The following is a 21,787-nucleotide window of genomic DNA, read 5'->3' as shown; positions in this document are numbered from 1 at the left end:
GCGTTCATGCGCGGCACCGGTCGATCAGCGCGGCGCCGATGCGGGTCAGCGTCAGCTGCCGGGTCACCGCGCCGATTTCCTGCGCGACGCCGGGCATCCCATAGACGACGCAGCTTTCCTTGTCCTGGCCCACCGTGAAGCTGCCCTGGGCGCGCATGGCGAGCAGCCCTTCGGCGCCGTCACGGCCCATGCCGGTCAGGATCGCACCGACGGCGTTGCGGCCCGCGACTTTGGCCACGCTCTGGAACAGGCGGTCGACCGAGGGGCGGTGGCCGCTGGTCGGGTCGTCGGGGATCAGGCGCGCGCGATACTGGCCCTCGAAGCCGCTGACCTCCAGATGATGGGTGCCGCCGGGCGCGAGATAGACATGGCCGGGCAGCAGCGGCTGGCCGTGCCGCGCCTCGGCCACGGACGGCTGGGACAGCCGGTCGAGCCTGGCGGCAAAGCTGGTGGTGAAGGTCGCTGGCATGTGCTGGACGATGACCGTCGGCGGGCAGTTCGCCGGAAAGCCGCTCAGCACCTGGATCAGCGCCTCGACACCGCCGGTCGACGCGCCGATCGCGATCAGCGATTTGGGTAGCGGCTCGAACTGCGCATGGGGCACCGACGCGGACGGGGCGGGTTCGCTCACCCGGATGCGGCGGCTGCCCGCGGCGGCCTTGACGCTGGCGGCCAGGTTGCGATCGACGCAGCCCGCCGCCGGCTTGGCGCAGCATTCGACCGCGCCCAGCTCCAGCGCGCGGATGGTGATGTCCGCCCCCGCCTGGGTCAGCGTCGAGAGCATGACGACCGGCATGGGCCGCAGCCGCATTACGCGCTCCAGGAAGTCGAGCCCGTTCATGTCGGGCATCTCGACGTCGAGCGTGATGACGTCGGGGTCGAGCGCCTTGATCATCTCGCGCGCCTGGATCGGGCCGTTGGCGGCGCCGACGACCTCGATGTCGGGGTCACGGCTCAGCGTGTTGGCGATCAGCGCCCGCATGGTGGGGGAGTCGTCGACGATCAGCGTGCGAATGGCCATCAGGAGACTTTCTGAAAAGCGGTGCGACCGATGCAGCGGAACCGATCCGCGACCTCCGGCGGAATACGTTCGGCATGACCGATATAGAGGGTGCCGCCCGCGACCAGCTGATCGGCGAAGCGCCCCAACAACCGGGCCTTGGTCGGCTCGTCGAAATAGATCATGACGTTGCGGCAGAAGATGACGTCGAACGGCCGTTTCATCGGCCATCCGCGCAACAGGTTCAGTTCGCGAAAAGCGATCGGCGCGCGCAGCGCGGGATGTAGTTCGTCCTGATCGCCGACCTGACGGCACCAGGTGGCCCGCATCGACGCGGGCATGGCGCGCGTCGTCTCGAGCGGATAGCGGCCCGCGCGGGCGGTGGCGATGACGCTGGGCGACAGGTCGGTCGCGAGCAGGCGGAAATCCTGGCTCGCCAGCGTCTCGGCGGCGCGGACGTCCTGGCCCGCCAGGGTCATCATCAGCGAATAGGGTTCCTCGCCGCTCGAGCAGGCCGCCGACCAGACGCGAACGCGCCCGCCGGTCGCCAGCCGCTGGCGGAATTCCGGCCAGAGCTCGTCCCGGAAATGCTCGAAATGATGATTTTCGCGGAAGAACGAGGTGTGGTTGGTGGTCAGCGCATCGATCGCGCGGGCGCGTTCGTCCGCATCCTGCTCGATCATCGCGAGATAATCGGGAAAGTTCGACAGCCCGCAGGCGCGCAGCCGCCGCGCCAGCCGCCCATAGATCAGCTTGGCCTTGCTCTCGGGCAGCAGGATGCCCGATTCGGCGTAGATCATGTCCGCGATCGCGCGGTGGTCGGACGCCGAGAAGGCGAACTCCATCTCGCGTTCGCTCCCGCGGGAGGACAGGGCGGCCAGTGCGTTCAAGCGGCCAGATCCTCGATGAACGCACCGGCCGACGCGCCGCGCCCGTCACGGCGCCAGCGGCCGATCAGCGCATCGACGTCCAGGATGAGCGCCACGCGGCCGTCGCCCAGGATGGTCGCCCCGGCCAGGCCATGGATGGCGCGGTAATTGGCCTCCAGGCTCTTGACCACGACCTGGCGCTGATCCTGGATCGAATCGACCATCAGCACGGCCTGGCCCTGGTCGCTTTCGACCACGATCAGCACGGCATTTTCGGGCTTGGCGATCGCCCCGGTGACGCCCAGCTGCTCGCCGACCCTGTGGACGGGCACATAGGTGCCGCGCACGTCGAGCAGCGGCGACTGGCCGCCGACCACCTGGACCTCGTCGATGCCGGGGCGCAGGCTTTCCACGATATGGGTCAGCGGGATGACGAAGGTCTGGTCGCCGACGGTGACGATCATGCCGTCGAGCACGGCCAGCGTCAGCGGCAGGCTGAGCGAAAAGCTCGATCCCTTGCCCAGCACCGACTGGATGCCGATGCGGCCGCCCAGCGCCTGGATGTTCTTGCGCACCACGTCCATGCCGACGCCGCGGCCCGAGATGTTGGAGACGACGGCGGCGGTCGAGAAGCCGGGGGCAAAGATCAGATTGTCGATCTCTTCCTCGGACAGCTGCGCATCGGGGGTGATGATGCCGCGCTCGATCGCCTTGGCCTTGACGCGCGCGCGGTCGATGCCGCGCCCGTCATCGGCGACGGTGATGACGATCCGGCCCGACTGGTGGGCGGCCGACAGGGTGACGACGCCTTCGCCGTCCTTGCCCGCCGCCTTGCGGTCGGCCGGGGTTTCCAGGCCATGGTCGACGGCGTTGCGGATGAGGTGGGTCAGCGGCTCGCCGATGCGCTCGACCACGGTCTTGTCGACCTCGGTCATCTCGCCCTCGACCTCCAGGCGGACACGCTTGCCGGTCTCGACCTCCAGTTCGCGGATGATGCGCGGCACGCGGCTGAACACCGTCTTCATCGGCTGGGCGCGGATCGCCATGGTCGAATCCTGCAGCTCGCGCGTCAGGTGGTCGAGGTCGGACAGCTCGGGGATCGAGCCCATCTCGTTCTCGGACAGGCGCTGCGCCAGCATCGCCTGGGTGATCACCAACTCGCCCACCAGATTGACCAGGCGGTCCAGCTTGTCGAGATCGACACGGATCGTCTGGGTGGCGGCCACGCGCGGACCGCCGCTCGGCTCGCCGCCGGATGCCGGCGCGGGGGCGGCGGGCGTGGCGACGACGGGGGCCGGCGCGTCGGCGATGACGGGCGCGGATGGCGCGACGGTGACGGCGGGAGTTGGGGCGGGGGCCGGCGGAGACGGAGCGACCGCCGCCTCGACGGCGACCTCCAGCACGTCCGGTGCCGGATTCTCGGCCGAATCGCGGGTGATGGTCAGGCGGCACTGCGGATCGGCAAAGTCGAAGACCGCGCGGATATCGTCTTCGTCGATCGCACCCGGCAGCGCCATGGTGAAGCCGATATAGGCGCGTTCGGCATCCAGCCCGTCGAGCAGCGGCAGGTCGGACAGGTCCGCCGACAGCGTGCGGCCGCCCATGCGCGCCAGTTCGCGCAGCGCCAGCATCGGCTCGGCGCCATGGTCGAAGGCGCGCGGGCCCGGATGCACGGTGACGATCCATTCGGGCGCCGCGGTTGCGGCGGGCGCGGCGAGCGAGGGATCCTCCAGCATCGCGAACAGCGCGTCGAAATCGTCGAGCGCCGGCGCGGCTTCCGCTTCGGGGGCGACATCGTTGGCGGCAAGGTCCGGTTCAGTCGAGGCTGCGCCCATGTCGCCCAGCGCCGCGGCGGCCAGACGGTCGAGCATCGCCTGGTCGGCGGGCATTGCGCCTTCGCCGCGCGCGGCGGCGACATGGTCGGACAGCGTGTCGAAGGCGGCGACGATCAGGTCGATCAGCGGTTCGCCCAGCGGCAGCGTGCCGTTGCGGATCAGGTCGAGCAGGGTTTCGTAATGGTGCGAGAAATGCTGCAGCCGTTCATGGCCGAACGCGCCCGCGCCGCCCTTGATCGAGTGGACCGCGCGAAAGACGGTATTGATCGTCTCGTCATCATGGCGCGCGCGCTTCAGATCGTCGAAGGCGGATTCCAGGGTGCCGAGGCCTTCCTCGCATTCCTGGAAGAAAATCTGCTGGATCTCGTCGAGATTCATCGGGTGGGCCCCCTCAGGCGGCGGTGGCGAGGCTGTCGAGCCCGGCCAGCGCGATCATCGAAGCCAGCGGCTCGGATGGATTTTGCAATTCGAAATCGGCGCGGACCGAAGCGGCCATGGCCTGTGCGCTCGCCAGCACCTGAAGACAGGCCTGTCCCACCTGTTTCACCTGCGACCCGTCGAGCACGATGGCGTCGCCCGATGCGATCAGGTCGAGCAGCGCTTGGCGCAGCGGGGCAGCAGCGGTGGTGTCGAGCACGGAGGCGAGGGACAGAGCGGTCAAGGCGGAACTCCATACGCGAATGGCGTGGCGCTATTATGAGACGGGGATCGTTAAGAATCCGTGGTTAACGCGGATCATTGCGGAGCCCGCGCGCCGATCGGCGCGCGGCGCCGGGTTCAGAATTCGGTCCACTCGTCTTCGTTGACGGCCAGCGCGACGTTTCCGACTGCCGCCGGGGCGGGGCGAGCGGCCTGGGTCATGCGGCGACCGGCGGCGGCGGCCCGCTGCTGCAACTGATGCACGGGCTGGGGCGCGGCGATGCTGGCGCCCTGCACGTTGCTGATGCGGAAACGGGCGATCTCGCGCGCCAGGCCGTCGGCCTCGACCGCCAGCGAGCGGGCGGCGGCGGTGGCCTGTTCGACCATCGCGGCGTTCTGCTGGGTCACGCCGTCCATCGCGGACACGGCGGTGTTGACCTCCTGAAGCCCGATGGCCTGTTTCTCGGCCGAGCTGGCGATGTTTTCGACCAGCGTGCTGATCTCGGCGATCTGGCCGATGATCCGCTCCAGCGCGCGGCCGGTCTCGCTGACGAGGCTGACGCCCGATTCGACCTGTTCGGAGCTGGCGAGAATGCGCGATTTCACGTCCTTCGCCGCATCGGCCGAGCGCTGGGCCAAGGCGCGTACTTCGGAGGCGACGACCGCGAAGCCCTTGCCCGCATCGCCCGCCCGCGCCGCCTCGACACCCGCGTTCAGGGCCAGGAGGTTGGTCTGGAAGGCGATGCCGTCGATCACGCTGATGATCTCGGAAATCTCGCTGGAGGTGCGTTCGATGCCGGCCATGGCGTCGACGGCGCGGCGCACGACCTCGCCCGACTGTTCGGCCTCGACCCGCGCATCGGCAACGGCCTTGTTGGCGCGGTTGGCGCCCTCGGCGGTCTGGCGGACGGTCGAGGTGATCTCGTCCATCGCGGCGGCGGTTTCCTCCAGGCTGGCGGCCTGCTGCTCGGTGCGCTGCGACAGGTCGTCGGAGGCCTGGCGGATATCGCTCGCCCCCGAATTGATGCCGTGCGTGGCGACCGTCACGGTGCCCAGGGCGCGGCCCAGCGATTCGGTCGCACGGTTGAAGTCGCTGCGCAGCTTTTCATATTCGGCGGGGAAGGGTGTATGGATCGTCTCGGTCAGATTGCCGTCGGCCAGTTCGACCAGCCCCTTGCCCAGCGCCTCGACGACGATCCGCTGTGCCTCGCCCGCTTTCTGCACCTCTGCGGCGTTGCGACGGAACACGTGCATCGCCTTGGCCATCCGGCCGATGCAGTCGCGGTAATCGTTATAGAGGATCTCGCGGTCGACATCGCCGGCGGCCAGGTGCTCCATCGCGACCACGCTGCTGACATAGGGATCGCAGATCAGCTTGCGGCTGACGCGCGACACGATGAGCGACGCGACCAGCGCAAGCGCGGCCGCGATCACCGGCGTCGTCGGCGCGAGGCCGCCGCTCGCCATGACGGTGGCACCCAGGCCGATGGAGGCAATGCCGGCATAGGCGATGGTCAGCACGTCGAACTTCAAACGAATAGGCGCGGTCTTGGCAAACCAGGACAACATAGCGGCAAACCCTCCAACAGCCGGTCGGCGAGCAGGAATACTCACCTTCAGGAACGGAGGATGCCGGGGCTGTCCCTTCCTCCGATAGATATGCCCATAATGGTCAGCAACCGTAAACATCCGGTTTAACTATGTTAATCTGGGAGGGGATTTGCCGCTTGTCCGGCTATTTGAGGCTGTTCGTCATGCCCGAAGCCGACAGGATTTCGATCCAATAGCCATCGGGATCGGTGATGAAGGCGATGTCCTTCATCTTGCCGTCCTGCGGTCGTTTCTTGAAAGAAACGCCCAGCGTCTCGAAGCGTTCGCAGGCCTCGACGACATTGGCGACGCTGATTCCGATATGGCCAAAGCCGCGCGGATCGCCGTTGCCGTCATGATAGCCGGTGAAATCGGGGTCCGACTCGGTGCCCCAATTATGCGTCAGCTCCAGCGTGGTCTCGCGATTAAAGATGAAACGGGCGCGTTCGGCGGGATCTTCCGGGATCGTCTCGCCATCGGCCAGATAGGCGAGGAAATAGAGCGAGAAGCGCATCTCTTCGAAATCCAGCTTCTGGAGCAGCGTCATGCCCAGCACATCCTGGTAGAAGGCGAGCGAGGGCTTGGGATCGCGGATACGCAGCATCGTCTGGTTGAGCGCGAAGCTCTCCGTGCCGGTGGGGCGGGTCATCATTGGGTCCTTTGAAACAAACGGCAAGGCCCTCCGCCTTGATCGGGCGAAGGGCCTAGGAGGTGGCGAATATGGCGACTCAGGCGAGCGTCAGGCCGACATTCACATTGCCACGGGTGGCGTTGGAATAGGGGCAGACCTCATGCGCGGCATGCATCAGCCGTTCGCCATCGGCACGCTCGACGCCCGGCAGGCTCGCCACCAGGTCGACGGTGATGCCATAGCCGCCCTCTTCGCGCGGGCCGAAGCCGACCTCGGCGGTGACGGTCGCGTCCTGCGGCACCTTCACGCCTTCCTTGCCCGACACCGCCTTCATCGCGCCCAGGAAACAGGCGGAATAGCCCGCGGCGAACAGCTTTTCCGGGTTGGCACCCTCGCCGCCCGGGCCGCCCATTTCCTTCGGGACCACCAGCTTGACGTCGACCGAGCCATCCTCGGACCGCGCCGCGCCGTCACGCCCGCCGGTTGCAGTCGCCTTGGTCTTGTAGATCACATTCACGCCCATATCGGCTCTCCCGTTGGTTCAGTCCGTTTGCGGACCTTTAGCGCCTCAACGCTGCCCGCGTTCCATGACCACTTTAGGTCAGGCCATGCGATTGCGACAATCGCCCTCCCACCTGCGACCTATCGCGCGGTCGCGCGGATCGCATCGGGGGACCAGCCGCCGCCCATCGCCTGATACAGGGTGATATAGGCGGTCAGCTGATTGGCCTGGGCCTCCGCCAAAGCGAGTTCGGCCGACAGCAGCCCGCGCTGCGCGTCCAACTGCTCCAGATAGGAGGAATAGCCCGCGCGATAGCGGTTGGAGGCGATGCGCAGGCCATCGGCCTGGGCGGCGCGCTGTCCGGCCAGCGCCACCGCCTGCTCGCCCGAGCGACGGACCGAGGCCAGGCTGTCGTCCACCTCGCGAAACGCGGTCAGGGCGGTTCGGCGATAGGCATAGGCGGCCTGGTCGCGCCGGGCGGCGCTGGCATCGCTTTGCGCGCGCAGGCGACCGGCGTCGAAGATCGGGGCGAGCACGCTGCCGCCGATCGAAAAGAGCGTGACCGGGTTCGGCAGCGCGTTGGACAGCACCACGCCCGCCGAGCCGGTCAGCCCCAGGCTGGGCAGCATCGCCGCGCGCGCGCTGTCGAGCGAGCGGTCGGCGGCGACCAGCGCCTGCTCCGCCTGGAACAGGTCGGGGCGGCGGCGCAGCAGGTCGGCGGGCAGGCCGTCGGGGATGGCGGGGCGGACCAGCTGGTCGATCCCCAGTCCGCGCGGGATCGGACCGGGTGTGCCGCCGACCAACACGCTCAACGCGTTTTCCTGGCGCGTGACGGCCAGCCGGGCGGCGGCGACGAGTTGTTCGGTCGCGCGATATTCGCCCTCCGCCTGGCGCAGTTCCAGGTTCGACGTATAGCCCGTCGTCGCCCGCCGCCGTGCGATACGCAGCGCGTCGGCCCGCGCGGCCAGCGTCTCTTCGGCGATGTGCAGCCGGTGGTCGAGCGCGCGCAACGTCACATAGCCGCTCGCCACCCCCGCGGCGAGCGCCAGGCGGACGGTGTCGCGTGCCGCCTCGGTCGCCAGCAACTGTGCGCGGGCGGCGGCACGGGCGTTGCGCAACCGGCCGAACAGGTCGAAATCGTAACTTGCCTGGACCAGCGGCTGGGCCCCGAACTGGTCGAGCCCGGTGCCGAAGGCGGTCAGCGATCGCGACTCCGATACGGGAACGCCCGCCGTGATATTGGGCGACAGCTGTGCGCGGGCCAGCCGTTCCTGTGCGCGCGCCTCCTCGACCCGCGCAGCGGCACTACCCAGGTCCGGGCTGTCGGCCAGGGCGCGGGTGACGAGCGCGGTCAGCTGCGGGTCGCCGAACGCCTGCCACCAATCGGCCGCGATCGGGCTGCCGGGGCCCAGCGTCGTGCGCCAGGCAGGTGGCGGCACCACCGCGACATCGGCGGACGGGGCGGGGCGGGGGCCGATGCATCCGGCGAGCAGCAACGCGGCGGCGAGGGGAAGGGGCGCGCGCCTCATCGCACCGCTGGTCCACCCGAGGTGTCGACACTGGCCTGCACCGACATGCCGGGGCGCAGGCGCTTGCTGAGCGGCTGGCCCGGATCGACGCGGATGCGCACCGCGATACGCTGCGGCACCTTGGTGAAATTGCCGGTGGCGTTGTCCGACTTCAGCACCGCGAATTCCGACCCGGCGGCGGGCGAGATGCGCTCGACATGGCCCTTCAGCCGGGCATTGTTCAGGCCGTCGACGGTGAAGCTGGCGGGCTGTCCCACCGCCATGCGCGCGGTCTGCGCCTCCTTGAAATTGGCGATGACCCAGGTTTCGGGCGGTACCAGGAACATCAACTGCGAGCCCGCCGTCACATATTGGCCCAGCCGCACGCCGACCTCGGACAGGCGGCCATCCTCGGGCGCGCGGATGATGGTGTTGGCCAGGTCGATCTGGGCCAGCCGCCGGGCGGCCTCCGCTCCCGACACGCCCGCCTGCTGCCCGCCGCGCCCGACCACGACGGTGCGCACGTCCTGTCGGGCGATGTCGCGCGCCGCCTGGGCCTGGCGCAGCGCGGCCTGAGCCTGACGCAGCGAGGCGAGCGTCTGGTCGCGTTCGCGCAACGACACCGACCCGTCGGTGACGAGGTCGTTGACCCGCGCCATGTCGGCCTGGGCACGCATCAGCTGCGCCTGGGCGTTGGCGACGGCGGCGTCCTGTGCGGCGAGGCTTGCGGTGCGCGAGGCCTGCGCCTGGCGGCTATTGGCCAGCGTGGCCGCCTGCGCCGCGACCTGCGCGCTCGCCTGGTCGACACGCTGGCGATAGATGCGGTCGTCGATCTTCACCAGCGGCTGGCCGGCGCGCACCGTCTCGAAATCGCGGACCAGCACGGCGGTGACATAGCCGCTGACCTGCGGCGCGATCACGGTCGTCCGGCCGCGCACATAGGCATTGTCGGTCGACTGCACGTCGCTGGAAAAGGGCGGCAGCCGCCATGCCGCAAGCACCGCGGCGATCCCGCCGATCACCAGCAGCGCGATCAGCGCGCGCGACCGCCACCCGCCCGAGGGCGGTCGCCAGCCCGAGGCGGGGGCGGGCGGCGGCACCGGCGCAGGGGTCGGGGCAGGTGGCGGCACGCCCGCTTCGGCGGCGGCTTCCTCGGTCATCGGGGTGGCGGATACGGGCGAGCGGGTGTCGGTCATGGCTGGGCCTCTGCCGCACGGGCGCGGCGCGTGCGCCGCCATGTCAGCAGCGCGAGGAATAGAGTAACGGCGGCGGCCAGCGCGGCAACGAGCCGGAAGACATCGTTATAGGCGCGGATATTCGCCTCGCGCGTCGCCGCCTGCGACAACAAAGCCGCGCCTTCCGCCCGGGCGAGCGTCGGATCGCCGACCACTCCCGACACCCGCGCACCGCCCGCGGCGATACGCTGCGTCACCTGCGGGTCGGTGGGGTCGATATTCTGCACGATGGCGGCACTATGCGCCTTTTCGCGCACGGTCTGATAGGTGCCGAGCAGCGCGGTGCCACCGAGACTCCCCACCGAATTGAGCATCCCGAACAGCGCGATGAAGCTGATGACGTGCCCCGCCCCCTGTTGCAGCGCGCGGGTCATGCCGAACAGCAGCGACGGGCCCAGGAAGAAGGTGGTGGAAAAGGCGATCACCGCCTGGGTCGCGTACAGCTCCGGCGCGCGGGTCAGGTTGGTCGAGAAGCTGTCGGCATAGGCGGCGATGGCGACCAGCCCGATCGCATACATGACCGGATGGGTCAGCCTGGTCGGGTTCAGCGTCACCGCGCTCATGATGACGCCCGCGACCGAGGCGATGAAGGCGATGGTGAACAGCGTGCCGAACTGGTCGTTATTCTGTCCCAGCGTGGTCAGCAGCCCGACCGCGCCGAAATTCTGCTCCGAAAACACGATCCGCGCCATCAGCGTGACGATGGCGAAGCGGATGATGTCGATCGACCCCAGCCAGCGCGTGTTGAGAAGGGGATTGGCGCGGTGATGCTCGATCCACAGGGCGGTGGCCAGCAGCGGGATGGCGATGACGAGGGCCCAGCCGATCCAGGCGGCCTGGGTCCACCAAACGTAGCGCCCCTGGCCCAGCACCGCGCAGAACAGCCCGATGGCGGGCGCGTAGAGCGCGAAGGTCAGGAAATCGAGCGGCTCGAACGCCTTGACCCGCTGCGTCGGGGGCAGGCGCAGCGCGATGATCGCGGCCAGGCTGATCGCCGCCAGCCCGAACTCGAACAGATACAGGGTGCGCCAGTGCGACATGGCGAGCAGCTCGGGCGAGAAGAGCCGGGCGAGCGGCGTCGCGCATTGTGGCACGCCGATGCCCAGCACGATCGCCTTCAACCGCCATTTCGCCGGGAGCGCCTGCATCATGTAATACAGGCCGAGCGACGACAGCGCCGCCGCCGCCATCCCGCTCGCCGCGCGTACCGCGATCGCGGTCGAGAAGTCGCGGACGAACAGATGCGCGAAGGCCAGGATGGTATAGAGTCCCGAAAACAGCAGCGCGAAGGGACGCAGGCCGAATTGCTGGCGGAACTTGATGAGCAGCAGGTTGATCGACGCGTTGGTCATCACATAGGCGATGGGCAGCCACGCGATCTCGGTCGGGTCGAGCCCCAGCGCGCCCTGCAGCTGCGTCGTGTTGACCTGGACCAGCGCATTGCCGAGGCCGCCGGTCAGTCCGATCAGCACCGCGATCACGCCGTACGCGATGCGCCGCCGCTGCGGATGGTCGAAATTGCCGGGCGATCCGGGAATGGTCGGCCGCTCATGGGGAGCGAAGGTCCATTCCTCCTCGCTCCAGAATTGCCGAAACCGCGATGCCATCCCCGTCCTTTCGTCCCGTCGGGCTCAACGCGCAACCCACCGACTCGGGTGCGAGGGTGCTGACCGGCGTTCGACCGGACCCCGGGGGCGGTGTGACAGGATGTGCCATGTGGGCACCGCAAACTTAAACGTTTGTTGATCTTGCCGGATCGGTCATAATGCCGCTCGGCCAAGGCATTGGGGGATGCGGTATTGCGACGGGAGGAACCGGAGCCCGTCTACCGAGAACTCGTAGACGCGCTCGCCGACAATGTCGTGCCGATGGTCATCCTGTGCGGGATGACCATCGCGACGGGCGTCCATATCTGGTCGATCGTGCCCAGTCGCCTGGTGGCGGCCGCCAGCCTGCTCTGCGTGGTGACGATGGTCGTCAAGATCGTCACCATCCTGCACCATCAACGCCACCGCGTGGCCTATCGTCGCGCGTCGCTGGACCGGGTGCGACGGCATGAGCGGGGCCATGCCGTCACGACCATCGCCGTCTGCCTGTCGATCGCGCTGTTTTCCGTCGCAGTCTATGCGCTGCCCTATCCGGCCCTTCATCTACTGCCGGTCGCGATCGCCTTCTGCTATAGCGCGGGGCTGATCGCGCGCGTGTCGATCCGACCGCATATCGCGAGCAGTGCCATTCTAAGCCTGATGGTGCCCAATGCACTTGCCATCGCGCTGCTGGGCAAGGACCATGTCTTCGTCGCGGTCATTCTGATGGTCTTTGCCGTGGCGGGGTTGCAGAGCGTGGCCTTCGTCTATGCCACGGCGCGGGGCGCCGTACGGCTACGGCTGGAACTGGAGGCGCTGGCGCGGCACGATCCGCTGACCGGCGTTCTCAACCGGCTGGGCCTGCGCGAGGCGCTGGCGGGAATGACGGCCGACGCGTCCAGGCCGGTCGTCGTCCATGCCCTGGACCTGGACGGGTTCAAGGGCGTCAATGACCGGTTCGGACATGGTGCCGGCGACCGGTTGCTGGTGGTCCTCGCCGCCCGCATCCAGGCGAGCGTCCGCGACGGCACCATTGTCGCACGGACCGGGGGCGACGAGTTCGTCATGGTGCAACATGGCGACGCGGCGGCGGCCAGGGACCTGGCCGAGCGCATCCACGACCAGCTGATCCGGCCCTATGATCTGGGCTTGGCGGAGCCCGTCACGATCGGCGTCAGCCTGGGCTATGCGACCGGCCTGTTGCCCGAGGCGACGCTGGAAGGGTTGATCCAGCAGGCCGATGCCCGCTCCTATGCGGTCAAGCGGCGGGGTGGGGGCATATTGGGGATAGACGAACCCGCCGACCCGCCGATGGTCGCATCGCCCCCGGTCAGGGCCCTTACGCGTCAAGCATAGCGCGGATCCGCGCGGCCAGGTCCGAGAAGTCGAACGGCTTGGTGATCAGCGCGACGCCCGCATCCAGCCGCCCGCCATGGACGATCACGTCGCGGGCATAGCCGGTGGTGAACAGCACCTTGAGCTGCGGGTGCAGCGACCGCGCGGCCGAGGCCAGATCGGCGCCCGTCATCCCGCCGGGCAGCACCACGTCGGAAAACAGCAGCGCGATCCGGCGCGCCTCGGGCGCGTCGAGCAGCGCCAGCGCCGAGGCGCCGTCCTCCGCCTCCAGCACGTCATAGCCCAGTTCGCGCAACGCCTCGGTCGAATAGGCGCGGACATCGGCATCGTCCTCGACCACCAGGATCGTCTCGGACCCGCGCGTCGGGCGCTGGGTCAGGGGCGCGGCGTCGAGCGGGGCGGGGGCCTGGCCCTGGAACCGGGGCAGGAACAGCGTGACGCAGGTGCCCTCGCCGGGTTTGGACTCGATCTGTACCTGGCCGCCTGACTGTTTGGCGAAGCCATAGACCATCGACAGGCCCAGGCCGGTGCCCTTGCCGACTTCCTTGGTGGTGAAGAACGGCTCGAACACGCGGCCCAGCGTCGCGCGGTCCATGCCCGTGCCGGTATCGCTGACGTCGATCGCGACATAATCGCCCGGATCGGTGGGATAGGGCGCCGGTCCCGCCGCCATGGTCGCCAGCCCGTCCAGCGTCGCGTTGCGCATCGTGATCGACAGGGTGCCGCCATGCGGCATGGCGTCGCGCGCGTTGACCGCCAGGTTCAGGATCGCGCTTTCCAGCTGATTGGGGTCGGCCTCGACCGTCCAGAGATCGGATGCGGCATCGACGGCCAGATGGACCTGTTCCCCCAGCGTCCGGGTCAGCAGGTCGGACAGGCCGTCGACCAGCCGCCGCGTATCCACCGATTGCGGGGCAAGCGGCTGGCGCCGGGAAAAGGCGAGCAGCCGCTGGGTCAGCGTCGCGGCCCGTTTGGCCCCGGTCATCGCGTTGGTCGCCGCACGCCGGGCGCGCGGATGCTCGCCCTCCGGCAGGAAGCGGTCGAGCATCTCCAGATTGCCGACCACGACCTGGAGCAGATTGTTGAAGTCGTGCGCGATGCCGCCGGTCAGCTGTCCCACCGCCTCCATCTTCTGGCTCTGGCGCAGCTGCGCCTCCATGTCGGCCAGCTTTTCCTCTTGCGCCAGCCGTTCGGACACGTCGGTCGCGAACTGGTAGGCGCCGATCGGCGTGCCCTCGGCGGACACCAGCGGGCTGAAGCGCAGCTCGTAATGCCGCTTCTCCCCTTGCGCATCGTCCAGCGCCTGGATGACGGCGAACTCCTCGCCCGCCAGCGCACGGGTCCAATAGTCGCGCATCACCGACAGGATTTCGGGACGCCGGGCCATCGCCTCGCCCTTGTGCTCGCCGATCTGCGGGCGGGTGCCGAAGATCCGTTCGAAATCCTCGGCGGCGGCGCGGTTGATCGCCAGATAGCGATGGTCGAAGCCCAGCACCTGGACCATCGTGCCGGTCGAATCGATGATGTCGGCGAACAGCTTGCGCTCGGCCAGCGCCTCCATGACGCGGCGTTCGAGCACCGCGTTGACGTCGCGCAGCGTCACCTCCGCCCGGCGGCGCTCGTCGATGTCGACGGCCGATCCGATCATGCCCAGGAATCCGCCATCGTCGTCGAAGCGGGGGATGGCGGTGACCATCACCCAGCGATAGCCGCCACCCACCTGGGCCAGCCGATATTCGATCTGAAAGGGACGCAGATCGGCCATGGCGTCGCGAAAGGCCTGCTCGGCCGGCTGCCGATCGTCGGGATGCAGCATCTTGAGCCAGCCGAAGGTCAGCCCCTCCGCGACATCCTGGCCGGTCTGGATGGTCCAGGCGCGGTTGATATAGGTGCACCGCCCCTCGACATTGGTTACCCACATGACGATCGGCGCATGATCGGCGACGTTGCGGAACCGGGCTTCGCTCTCGCGTGCGGCGGCCAGCGCGTTCTCGCGCTCCTGCCGGTCCCGCATCCGCGCACTGCTGTCGATCACCGTCGCCATGATGCCCGCCGGATGTCCGGTCTCGTCGGCGATCGGCGTATACTCCAGGTCCAGCCAATGCTGTTCGGGCGCGCCCTTGTGCGCCAGCATCATCGCCTGGTCGCGATAGGCGAGCGTCCGCCCGGCCAGCCCTTCGGCGATGACCTGGGTGTTGAACGCCGCCGCCTCGGGCCAGCATTCGACCAGGCGGCGGCCCAGCATCGCCGGGTGCCGGTCGCCCGAAAAACCGGCATAGCCCGCATTGTAGATCAGGATGCCGTCGGCCCCCCAGATCGTCGCCATCGGAATCGAGGAGGCCAGGATGATCGCGATCGCCGTCATCCGGCTCTGCGGCCAGCCGGAAATCGGCCCCAGCGGCGTCGCGGCCCAGTCGAAGCCCGCGATCAGCCGCCCCATCTCGCCGCTGCGCGCCAGAACAGCGGCAAAACCGGCGGGGATGTCGGCACGGTCGTGGGCAGTCGCGATCATGCTCGGTTCGTCTCCCCCTCGAAACCCGGCCTGCTCCCGCTGTAGCGTTGCTTGGGGGCGAGGAATAGAGGGCGCACGCCGTATCTTGCTCTGGATGGATCAAATTCTCGGAACTTTGTCTTTCGTCTTGACGGGAATGCCCTGCGATTATGAAGATCGGTCGGCAAGACGGTGACATTTTGTGACACCGGGGCAGGGCCGCAAGCGCCGCCGCGACGCACTTTGTCATGGATCCGATAGGCAGGGGCCATGTTGGGCTGCTAAGGGTTCGTAAAAGACAGGAGAGAGAGATCGACATGAGCGCCCATGTTCACCCCGTTCCCGAATGGGCCGATAGCGCATCCATGGATGCGGAACGCTATGCCCGCGCCTATGCGGCGGCGAAGTCCGATCCGGACGGCTATTGGCGCGAACAGGCCCGGCGGCTCGACTGGATCACGCCCTTTTCGACCGTGAAGGACACCAGCTTCGCCGAGGCGGATTTCCGCATCAACTGGTTCGCCGACGGACAGCTGAACGTCGCGGCCAACTGCATCGACCGGCATCTGGAAAAGCGTGCCGACCAGGTGGCCATCCTGTGGGAGGGCGATGCGCCCGGTACCGAGCGCCGCATCACCTATCGCGAGCTGCACGGACAGGTTTGCCGCCTGGCCAATGCCCTGAAGGGCCTGGGCGTCGCCAAGGGCGACCGCGTCACCATCTACCTGCCCATGATCCCCGAAGCCGCCTTTGCGATGCTGGCCTGTGCGCGGATCGGCGCGATCCATTCGATCGTATTCGGAGGTTTCTCGCCCGAAAGTCTCGCCAACCGGATCATCGATTGCGATTCGCGTATCGTCATCACGGCCGATGGCGGCTGTCGCGGCGGCAAGGCTGTGCCCTTGAAGGCCAATGTCGACGCCGCGCTGGAGCATGACGGCGTCGTGGTCGACCATGTCGTCGTGGTGAAGCATAGCGGTGCGGCGGTCACGATGAAGGACGGCCGCGACCAATGGTATGGCGACCTGGTCGAGGCCGCCGCCACCGACTGCGCACCCGAGGCGATGGGGGCGGAGGATCCGCTGTTCATCCTCTATACCAGCGGTTCCACCGGCAAGCCCAAGGGCGTGCTGCACACCAGCGGCGGCTATCTGCTCTGGGCGTCCTATACCCACCAACATGTCTTCGATTATCGCGAGGGCGAGGTGTACTGGTGCGCCGCCGATGTGGGCTGGGTCACCGGGCACAGCTATGTCGTCTATGGCGCGCTCGCCAACGGCGCGACGACGCTGATGTATGAGGGCGTGCCCAACTATCCGGATTTCAGCCGTTTCTGGCAGATCGTCGACAAATATCAGGTGTCGACCTTCTACGCCGCGCCGACCGCGCTGCGCGCGCTGATGCGCGAGGGCGACGAGTGGGTGAAGAAGACCGACCGCTCGTCCCTGCGCGTCCTGGGTTCGGTCGGCGAGCCGATCAATCCCGAAGCCTGGGAATGGTATTACAACGTCGTGGGCGAAGGGCGCTGCCCGATCGTCGACACCTGGTGGCAGACCGAAACCGGCGGCCACATGATCGCCCCGATCCCCGGCGCCGTGCCGCTCAAGCCCGGCTCGGCGACCAAGCCGCTGCCCGGCGTGATGCCGCAGATCGTCGATGCCGAGGGCAAGGTGCTGGACGGCGCGGTCGAGGGCAACCTCGTCATCGCCGACAGCTGGCCGGGGCAGATGCGCACCGTCTGGGGCGATCACGACCGCTTCTTCCAGACCTATTTCACCACCTATCCGGGAAAATATTTCACCGGCGACGGATGCCGCCGCGACGAGGACGGCTATTATTGGATCACCGGCCGGGTCGATGACGTCATCAACGTCTCGGGCCATCGCATGGGGACCGCCGAGGTCGAATCCGCGCTGGTCGCCCACGTCAAGGTCGCGGAGGCCGCCGTGGTCGGCATGCCGCATGACGTGAAGGGGCAGGGTATCTATGCCTTCGTCACGCTCAACACGGGCGTCGAGGAAGACGAGGGCCTGCGCGCCGAACTGGTCCAGTGGGTCCGCCGCGAGATCGGCCCGATCGCGACCCCTGACGCGCTGCAATTCGCACCCGGCCTGCCCAAGACCCGCTCGGGCAAGATCATGCGCCGCATCCTGCGCAAGATCGCCGAGAACCAGGTCGATGCGCTGGGCGATACCTCGACGCTGGCCGACCCGGCGGTGGTGGACAATCTCGTCGCCAACCGGATCGAACCGGGGAAGAAGGCGGCGTGATCGGGATGGGGCGGCTTGGGTGAAGCGGCCCCGTTTTCCCTTGGCCTTCGACGTCGCTCAGGCTGAACGGCGGTTAGGTATGCTTGGCCCTATTCCCTCGCTCCGTTCAGCCTGAGCCCTTCGGCTGGCTGGCAAGCCAGCCGCTCAGGATAAACTTCGGCGCATAGCGCCGAAGTCGAAGGCCACGCCCAACCCCAAGCTCAAGGCGCCTTGCGCACCGGCGGCAAGGCCGCACAGATATCCACACCCCCCGCAGGCACGGTGAAGAAGTCGTTCTTCCGATTCTCCCGCGCTTTGATCCAGGCGGCGAAGCGCGGCGATACCGTCTCGCGATACTGGTAATGCGGACGCTGGGCGGCCGGGATCTCGCTCGCCAGCCGCACCGACACGATCGCCAGCCGCTGGCCCTCGTCCTTGTAGAGGCCCAGATCGCCCGTCCCGCGCGGCAGGGTGGACAGCGCATCCATGCCGTCGACGATCCGCCCGACGATCGCGACGTTGCGGTCCAGCGCGCGCGGCGAATGGCCGATCAGCGTGTAGAGTTCGGCTCCCGTGCCCGTGCTTGGCGCCAGGTCGCGCGCGACGCCGACCATGCCGTAACAATGCGGGATCCACTCGCGCGTCGCATTGCCCGCCAGCGGCCAGCCGTCGCGGCTATAACCGTCCCAGCTCGAATAGGGATCGGGCTTGCTCAGCCGCGCCACCGCGCTCGTCCCCGCCCAGTCATATTCGGCCGGGGGATTGGCGACGATGCCGATGGGCAGCGGCTTCTTCTCGGTCGCGTCGCCCCATTGCGCGACGTAGTTTTCCTGCACGCGGTAGACGCTGGTCCCCGCATCCCACCAATGCGCCCGCGCCAGTGCCCGGATATTGGCGACATGCACCGGCGCCTGACGGCCCGCGAGCCGCATCGTCACCGTCCGCCCGTTCGCCAGGGTAAAGACCAGCAGCTCGTCATCCGGCACCGCAATCCAGTCGCCGGGCAGCGGGTCGCCGGCTTGCGCGGTCGGAGCGGGGGAGGGCGAGGCCTGCGCCAGAAGCGCGGCGAGCAGAAGCGCGATCGTCATGGCCGTCGAGACTGCCCCAGCCCGAGCCCCCACGCAATCGCTTGCGCGCCGCGCGGAAGCGCATTAGGGGCGCGTGTTCCAGGCATGGACTCATGCGGAGCGGTGGCCGAGTGGTCGAAGGCGCTCGCCTGGAAAGTGAGTATACGGCAAAACCGTATCGAGGGTTCGAATCCCTCCCGCTCCGCCATTCTATTCCTATAAGTCTTTGCTTTGTCGCAACCTTGTGATGCGCCCAGGCTCCCCACGCGCCGCAGCGAAAGGCGTTCGGCGGGGAAGTGATGGCCACTGCCGCAATCGCCTCGACAATAAGGCGCGCTTCATGCAGGCATTCGCCGTCTGAAAAATCAGGCGGGCGTTGCAGGGCTCGACCGTGCAGGCACGCCGCGAGGACATGGGACGGGATGACGGGCGACAAGAAGGTCGAGGCGACAGGTCGATCGCGGCGGACATGGCCCCGCCTGGGATTCGGCGGCGCGGCGATTGCGGGGCTGTTCCAGCGGGTCGGCGAGGACGAGGCGCGCGCCACGCTCGATGCGGCACTGGCGGGCGGGATCACCTATTTCGATACGGCGCCGCATTATGGGCGCGGCTTGAGCGAGCGGCGGATCGGGGATGCGCTGCGCGGCCGGTCCGACATGCTGATCTCGACCAAGGTCGGGCGGCTGATGCGGCCGGACCCGTCGATCACCGACGATCGCGAACGCGACGGTTTCTACGCCGCCATGCCCTTCTCGCCCGTTTATGACTATAGCGGCGACGGCATATTGCGCTCGTTCGAGGCGAGCCTGCACCGGCTGGGGCTGGCGCGGGTCGACCTGTTGCTGGTCCATGATATCGGGCGGATGACCCATGGCGATCGGCACGACCATCATTGGGAGCAACTGACCCGGGGCGGCGGCTTCGCGGCGCTGGAGCGACTGCGCGACGAGGGGGCGATCGGCGGCTTCGGGCTGGGGGTGAACGAGGTGGCGGTGTGCCTGGACGCCCTCCGCGCCGCGCCGCTCGACGCGATCCTGCTGGCGGGGCGTTATACCCTGTTGGAGCAGACGCCGCTCGACGCGCTGTTTCCGGCCTGCCTGGCGGCCGACGTCCGGGTCATCGTCGGCGGGCCGTATAATAGCGGCATCCTGGTCGCCGCAGACGGGGAGGGGCATTATAATTACGGACGGGCCCCCGCCGAAGTCGCGGAGCGGGTGCGGCGCATGGCCGGGATCGCCAAGGCGCATGGCGTGCCGCTGCCGGCCGCCGCGCTGCAATTTCCGCTCGCCCATCCGGCGGTCGCCTGCGTGATTCCGGGCCTCCGCACGCCGGACGAGGTGAACCAGACGCTGGACTGGTTCCACCACGCCATTCCCGATGCCTTCTGGGCCGATCTGCGCGGCGCCGGACTGCTGCGCGCCGATGCGCCCCTGCCGCAGGACCGCCATGACCGATAGGCTCAGGTTGCTCGTCACCCGTCGCCTGCCCGAGGCGGTCGAGCGGCATCTGGCCGAGACATGGGACACGACGCTGAACCCGGACGACCGGCCGCTGGATCGCGCCGCACTGGTCGCGGCGATGACGGCCTATGACGCCTGGATGCCGACGATCACCGACCGGATCGACGCCGAATTGCTCGCCACGCCGGGGCGGCGCGTCCGTATCCTGGCCAATTACGGCGCAGGCGTGGACCATATCGACCTGGCGGCGGCGCGCGCGGCGGGGGTGGTGGTAACGAACACGCCCGACGTGCTGACCGAGGCGACGGCCGAGATCGCGATCCTGCTGATGCTGATGGCGGCCCGGCGCGCGGGCGAGGGCGAGCGGGAGGTGCGCAGCGGGGCGTGGACCGGCTGGCATCCGTCGCATCTGATCGGCCAGGGGCTGTCGGGCAAGACGCTGGGCCTGATCGGCTTTGGCCGGATCGCGCAGGCGACGGCGGCCAAGGCACGGGGGCTGGGGATGCGGATCCGCTATGCCAGCCGGTCCGCCGCCGCGCCCGGGGTCGAACGCGCGCTGGAGGCGTCGCGCGCGCCGTCGCCTCAGGCGCTGGCCGCCGAATGCGATGTCCTGTCGCTCCATGTGCCGGGGGGCGACGAGACGCGCCATATGGTGGACGCCGCGCTGCTCGCCCGGATGCGGCCCCATGCCATCGTCGTGAACACCGCGCGCGGGACCGTGATCGACGAGGCGGCGCTGGTCGCGGCGTTGACCGAGGGCCGGATCGGCGGCGTCGGGCTGGATGTCCATGAGCACGAGCCGCAGGTGCATCCCGGCCTGCTGGCACATCCCCGTGCCGTGCTGCTGCCGCATCTGGGCAGCGCGACGATCGAGGCGCGGACCGCCATGGGAATGCGCGCTGCCGCCAATCTGGCCGCCTGGTTTCGCGGGGAGGCGCCGGGCGATCGTGTCGCCTGAAAGCGCGATCGCCGGGCTGGTCGCGGATCGGCTCGCCCGGCGCGGCGCAGGCGACCCTCCGCTGGTGCTAGGCCTTTGCGGTGCGCAGGGCAGCGGCAAGTCGACCGTCGCGGCGCGGTTGGCGGCGCGGTTCGGCGGCAGCGCGGTCCTCTCGCTGGACGATCTGTATCGGACATGGGCCGAACGCCAGCGTCTGGCGCGCGAGGTCCATCCGCTGTTCGCGACACGCGGCGTGCCGGGGACGCATGACGTGGCACTGGGCGTGCGGACACTGGCGGCAATCGCACGCGGCGAGGCGGTCCCCCTGCCGCGTTTCGACAAGGCGATCGACGACCGTGCTCCGATGGATAGCTGGCCGATGGCGCCCGACCGCTGTGCGCTGGTCATCTTCGAGGGGTGGTGCGTCGGCGCGCGGCCCCAGGCGGAGGAGGCCTTGGCCGCGCCGTGCAATCGCCTGGAGGCGGAGGAGGATGGCCAGGGCATCTGGCGCCGTCATGCGAACACCGCGCTTGCCGAGGACTATCCGGCGCTGTTCGACCGGCTGGACATGCTGGTGTTGATGACGCCGCCCGACTGGCCGACGGTGCTACGCTGGCGGACCCAGCAGGAGGAGGCGCTGCGCCGTGTGCGGGGTGACGGACAGGGGGTGATGGACGCAGCCATGCTCGCCCGCTTCGTCAGCCATTATGAGCGGCTGACCCGCCATATCTGGTCGGAGATGCCCGCCCGCGCCGATCTGTGCCTGCGGCTGGACGAAGAGCGCAACCTGATCCTGTGATGCGCCTATCGGGCCCAGGGTTCACCTGAACCC

At 68.5% G+C, this 21,787-nt stretch carries 17 protein-coding genes and 1 tRNA gene; 6 read left to right on the top strand and 12 right to left on the bottom strand.

What is annotated here, in order from left to right; translation table 11 throughout:
• Window positions 1-4: 4 nt before the first annotated feature.
• The 10 genes from QZ546_RS07040 to QZ546_RS06995 form a co-directional block, all read right to left on the bottom strand.
• Window positions 5-1,021, bottom strand: a complete 1,017-nt coding sequence (locus tag QZ546_RS07040) for a chemotaxis response regulator protein-glutamate methylesterase (RefSeq protein WP_294235878.1) — start codon at window positions 1,019-1,021, stop codon at window positions 5-7.
• Window positions 1,021-1,890: a protein-glutamate O-methyltransferase CheR gene (locus QZ546_RS07035; RefSeq protein WP_294235877.1), complete on the bottom strand. Its 870-nt coding sequence runs from the start codon at window positions 1,888-1,890 to the stop codon at window positions 1,021-1,023. The genes QZ546_RS07040 and QZ546_RS07035 overlap by 1 nt, the downstream gene beginning before the upstream one ends.
• The gene (locus QZ546_RS07030) at window positions 1,887-4,082 is read right to left on the bottom strand and encodes a chemotaxis protein CheA (protein ID WP_294235876.1); all 2,196 of its coding nucleotides are present in this window, start codon (window positions 4,080-4,082) and stop codon (window positions 1,887-1,889) included. Before QZ546_RS07030 ends, QZ546_RS07035 begins: the two co-directional genes overlap by 4 nt.
• Window positions 4,083-4,095: 13 nt before the next feature.
• The gene (locus tag QZ546_RS07025; RefSeq protein WP_294235875.1) at window positions 4,096-4,365 is read right to left on the bottom strand and encodes an STAS domain-containing protein; all 270 of its coding nucleotides are present in this window, start codon (window positions 4,363-4,365) and stop codon (window positions 4,096-4,098) included.
• Between the two features lie 116 nt (window positions 4,366-4,481).
• Window positions 4,482-5,912, bottom strand: coding sequence for a methyl-accepting chemotaxis protein (locus QZ546_RS07020; protein ID WP_294235874.1), 1,431 nt, complete (start codon window positions 5,910-5,912; stop codon window positions 4,482-4,484).
• A 166-nt stretch (window positions 5,913-6,078) separates the two neighbouring features.
• Complete coding sequence (gene gloA, locus QZ546_RS07015; protein ID WP_367113522.1) at window positions 6,079-6,582, bottom strand: lactoylglutathione lyase; 504 nt, start codon at window positions 6,580-6,582, stop codon at window positions 6,079-6,081.
• A gap of 79 nt (window positions 6,583-6,661) precedes the next feature.
• Window positions 6,662-7,087 (bottom strand): organic hydroperoxide resistance protein, encoded by a 426-nt coding sequence (locus tag QZ546_RS07010; RefSeq protein ID WP_294235872.1) that lies wholly within the window; start codon window positions 7,085-7,087, stop codon window positions 6,662-6,664.
• Window positions 7,088-7,206: 119 nt separating this feature from the next.
• Complete coding sequence (locus QZ546_RS07005; RefSeq protein WP_294235871.1) at window positions 7,207-8,595, bottom strand: efflux transporter outer membrane subunit; 1,389 nt, start codon at window positions 8,593-8,595, stop codon at window positions 7,207-7,209.
• A complete protein-coding gene (locus tag QZ546_RS07000) occupies window positions 8,592-9,770 on the bottom strand; it encodes an HlyD family secretion protein (RefSeq protein ID WP_294235870.1) in 1,179 nt (392 codons plus the stop codon). The genes QZ546_RS07005 and QZ546_RS07000 overlap by 4 nt, the downstream gene beginning before the upstream one ends.
• Entirely contained in the window at window positions 9,767-11,416 is a 1,650-nt protein-coding gene (locus tag QZ546_RS06995; RefSeq protein ID WP_294235869.1) for an MFS transporter, read from the bottom strand. The genes QZ546_RS07000 and QZ546_RS06995 overlap by 4 nt, the downstream gene beginning before the upstream one ends.
• A 192-nt stretch (window positions 11,417-11,608) precedes the next feature.
• On the opposite strand from QZ546_RS06995, the gene QZ546_RS06990 reads away from it, so the two are divergent.
• The gene (locus QZ546_RS06990; protein ID WP_294235868.1) at window positions 11,609-12,751 is read left to right on the top strand and encodes a diguanylate cyclase; all 1,143 of its coding nucleotides are present in this window, start codon (window positions 11,609-11,611) and stop codon (window positions 12,749-12,751) included.
• Here the strand turns inward: QZ546_RS06990 and QZ546_RS06985 are convergent.
• A complete protein-coding gene (locus QZ546_RS06985) occupies window positions 12,735-15,263 on the bottom strand; it encodes a PAS domain-containing protein (protein WP_294235867.1) in 2,529 nt (842 codons plus the stop codon). The two genes, QZ546_RS06990 and QZ546_RS06985, sit on opposite strands and share 17 nt — an antisense overlap.
• 296 nt (window positions 15,264-15,559) lie before the next feature.
• Here QZ546_RS06985 and acs point away from each other — a divergent pair, with 296 nt between their 5' ends.
• Window positions 15,560-17,512, top strand: a complete 1,953-nt coding sequence (acs, locus tag QZ546_RS06980) for an acetate--CoA ligase (RefSeq protein WP_294235866.1) — start codon at window positions 15,560-15,562, stop codon at window positions 17,510-17,512.
• A 200-nt stretch (window positions 17,513-17,712) separates the two neighbouring features.
• Here the strand turns inward: acs and QZ546_RS06975 are convergent, their stop codons facing one another.
• Window positions 17,713-18,579 (bottom strand): peptidylprolyl isomerase, encoded by an 867-nt coding sequence (locus QZ546_RS06975; RefSeq protein WP_294235865.1) that lies wholly within the window; start codon window positions 18,577-18,579, stop codon window positions 17,713-17,715.
• A gap of 96 nt (window positions 18,580-18,675) precedes the next feature.
• Between QZ546_RS06975 and QZ546_RS06970 the strand changes: the two genes are divergently transcribed.
• The 4 genes from QZ546_RS06970 to QZ546_RS06955 all read left to right on the top strand — a co-directional run bounded on the left by QZ546_RS06970 (window position 18,676) and on the right by QZ546_RS06955 (window position 21,754).
• Window positions 18,676-18,766: transfer RNA gene (locus QZ546_RS06970), tRNA-Ser, on the top strand.
• Window positions 18,767-18,980: 214 nt separating this feature from the next.
• Window positions 18,981-20,015, top strand: a complete 1,035-nt coding sequence (locus QZ546_RS06965; RefSeq protein ID WP_294235864.1) for an aldo/keto reductase — start codon at window positions 18,981-18,983, stop codon at window positions 20,013-20,015.
• A complete protein-coding gene (locus tag QZ546_RS06960) occupies window positions 20,005-20,976 on the top strand; it encodes a D-glycerate dehydrogenase (protein ID WP_294235863.1) in 972 nt (323 codons plus the stop codon). Before QZ546_RS06965 ends, QZ546_RS06960 begins: the two co-directional genes overlap by 11 nt.
• Complete coding sequence (locus QZ546_RS06955; RefSeq protein WP_294235862.1) at window positions 20,966-21,754, top strand: kinase; 789 nt, start codon at window positions 20,966-20,968, stop codon at window positions 21,752-21,754. Before QZ546_RS06960 ends, QZ546_RS06955 begins: the two co-directional genes overlap by 11 nt.
• Window positions 21,755-21,787: the final 33 nt, after the last annotated feature.

This window comes from uncultured Sphingomonas sp., assembly GCF_913062585.1.
In the GTDB taxonomy this organism is placed as follows: Bacteria; Pseudomonadota; Alphaproteobacteria; order Sphingomonadales; family Sphingomonadaceae; genus Sphingomonas.
This window is presented reverse-complemented; position numbering and strand designations above follow the sequence as displayed.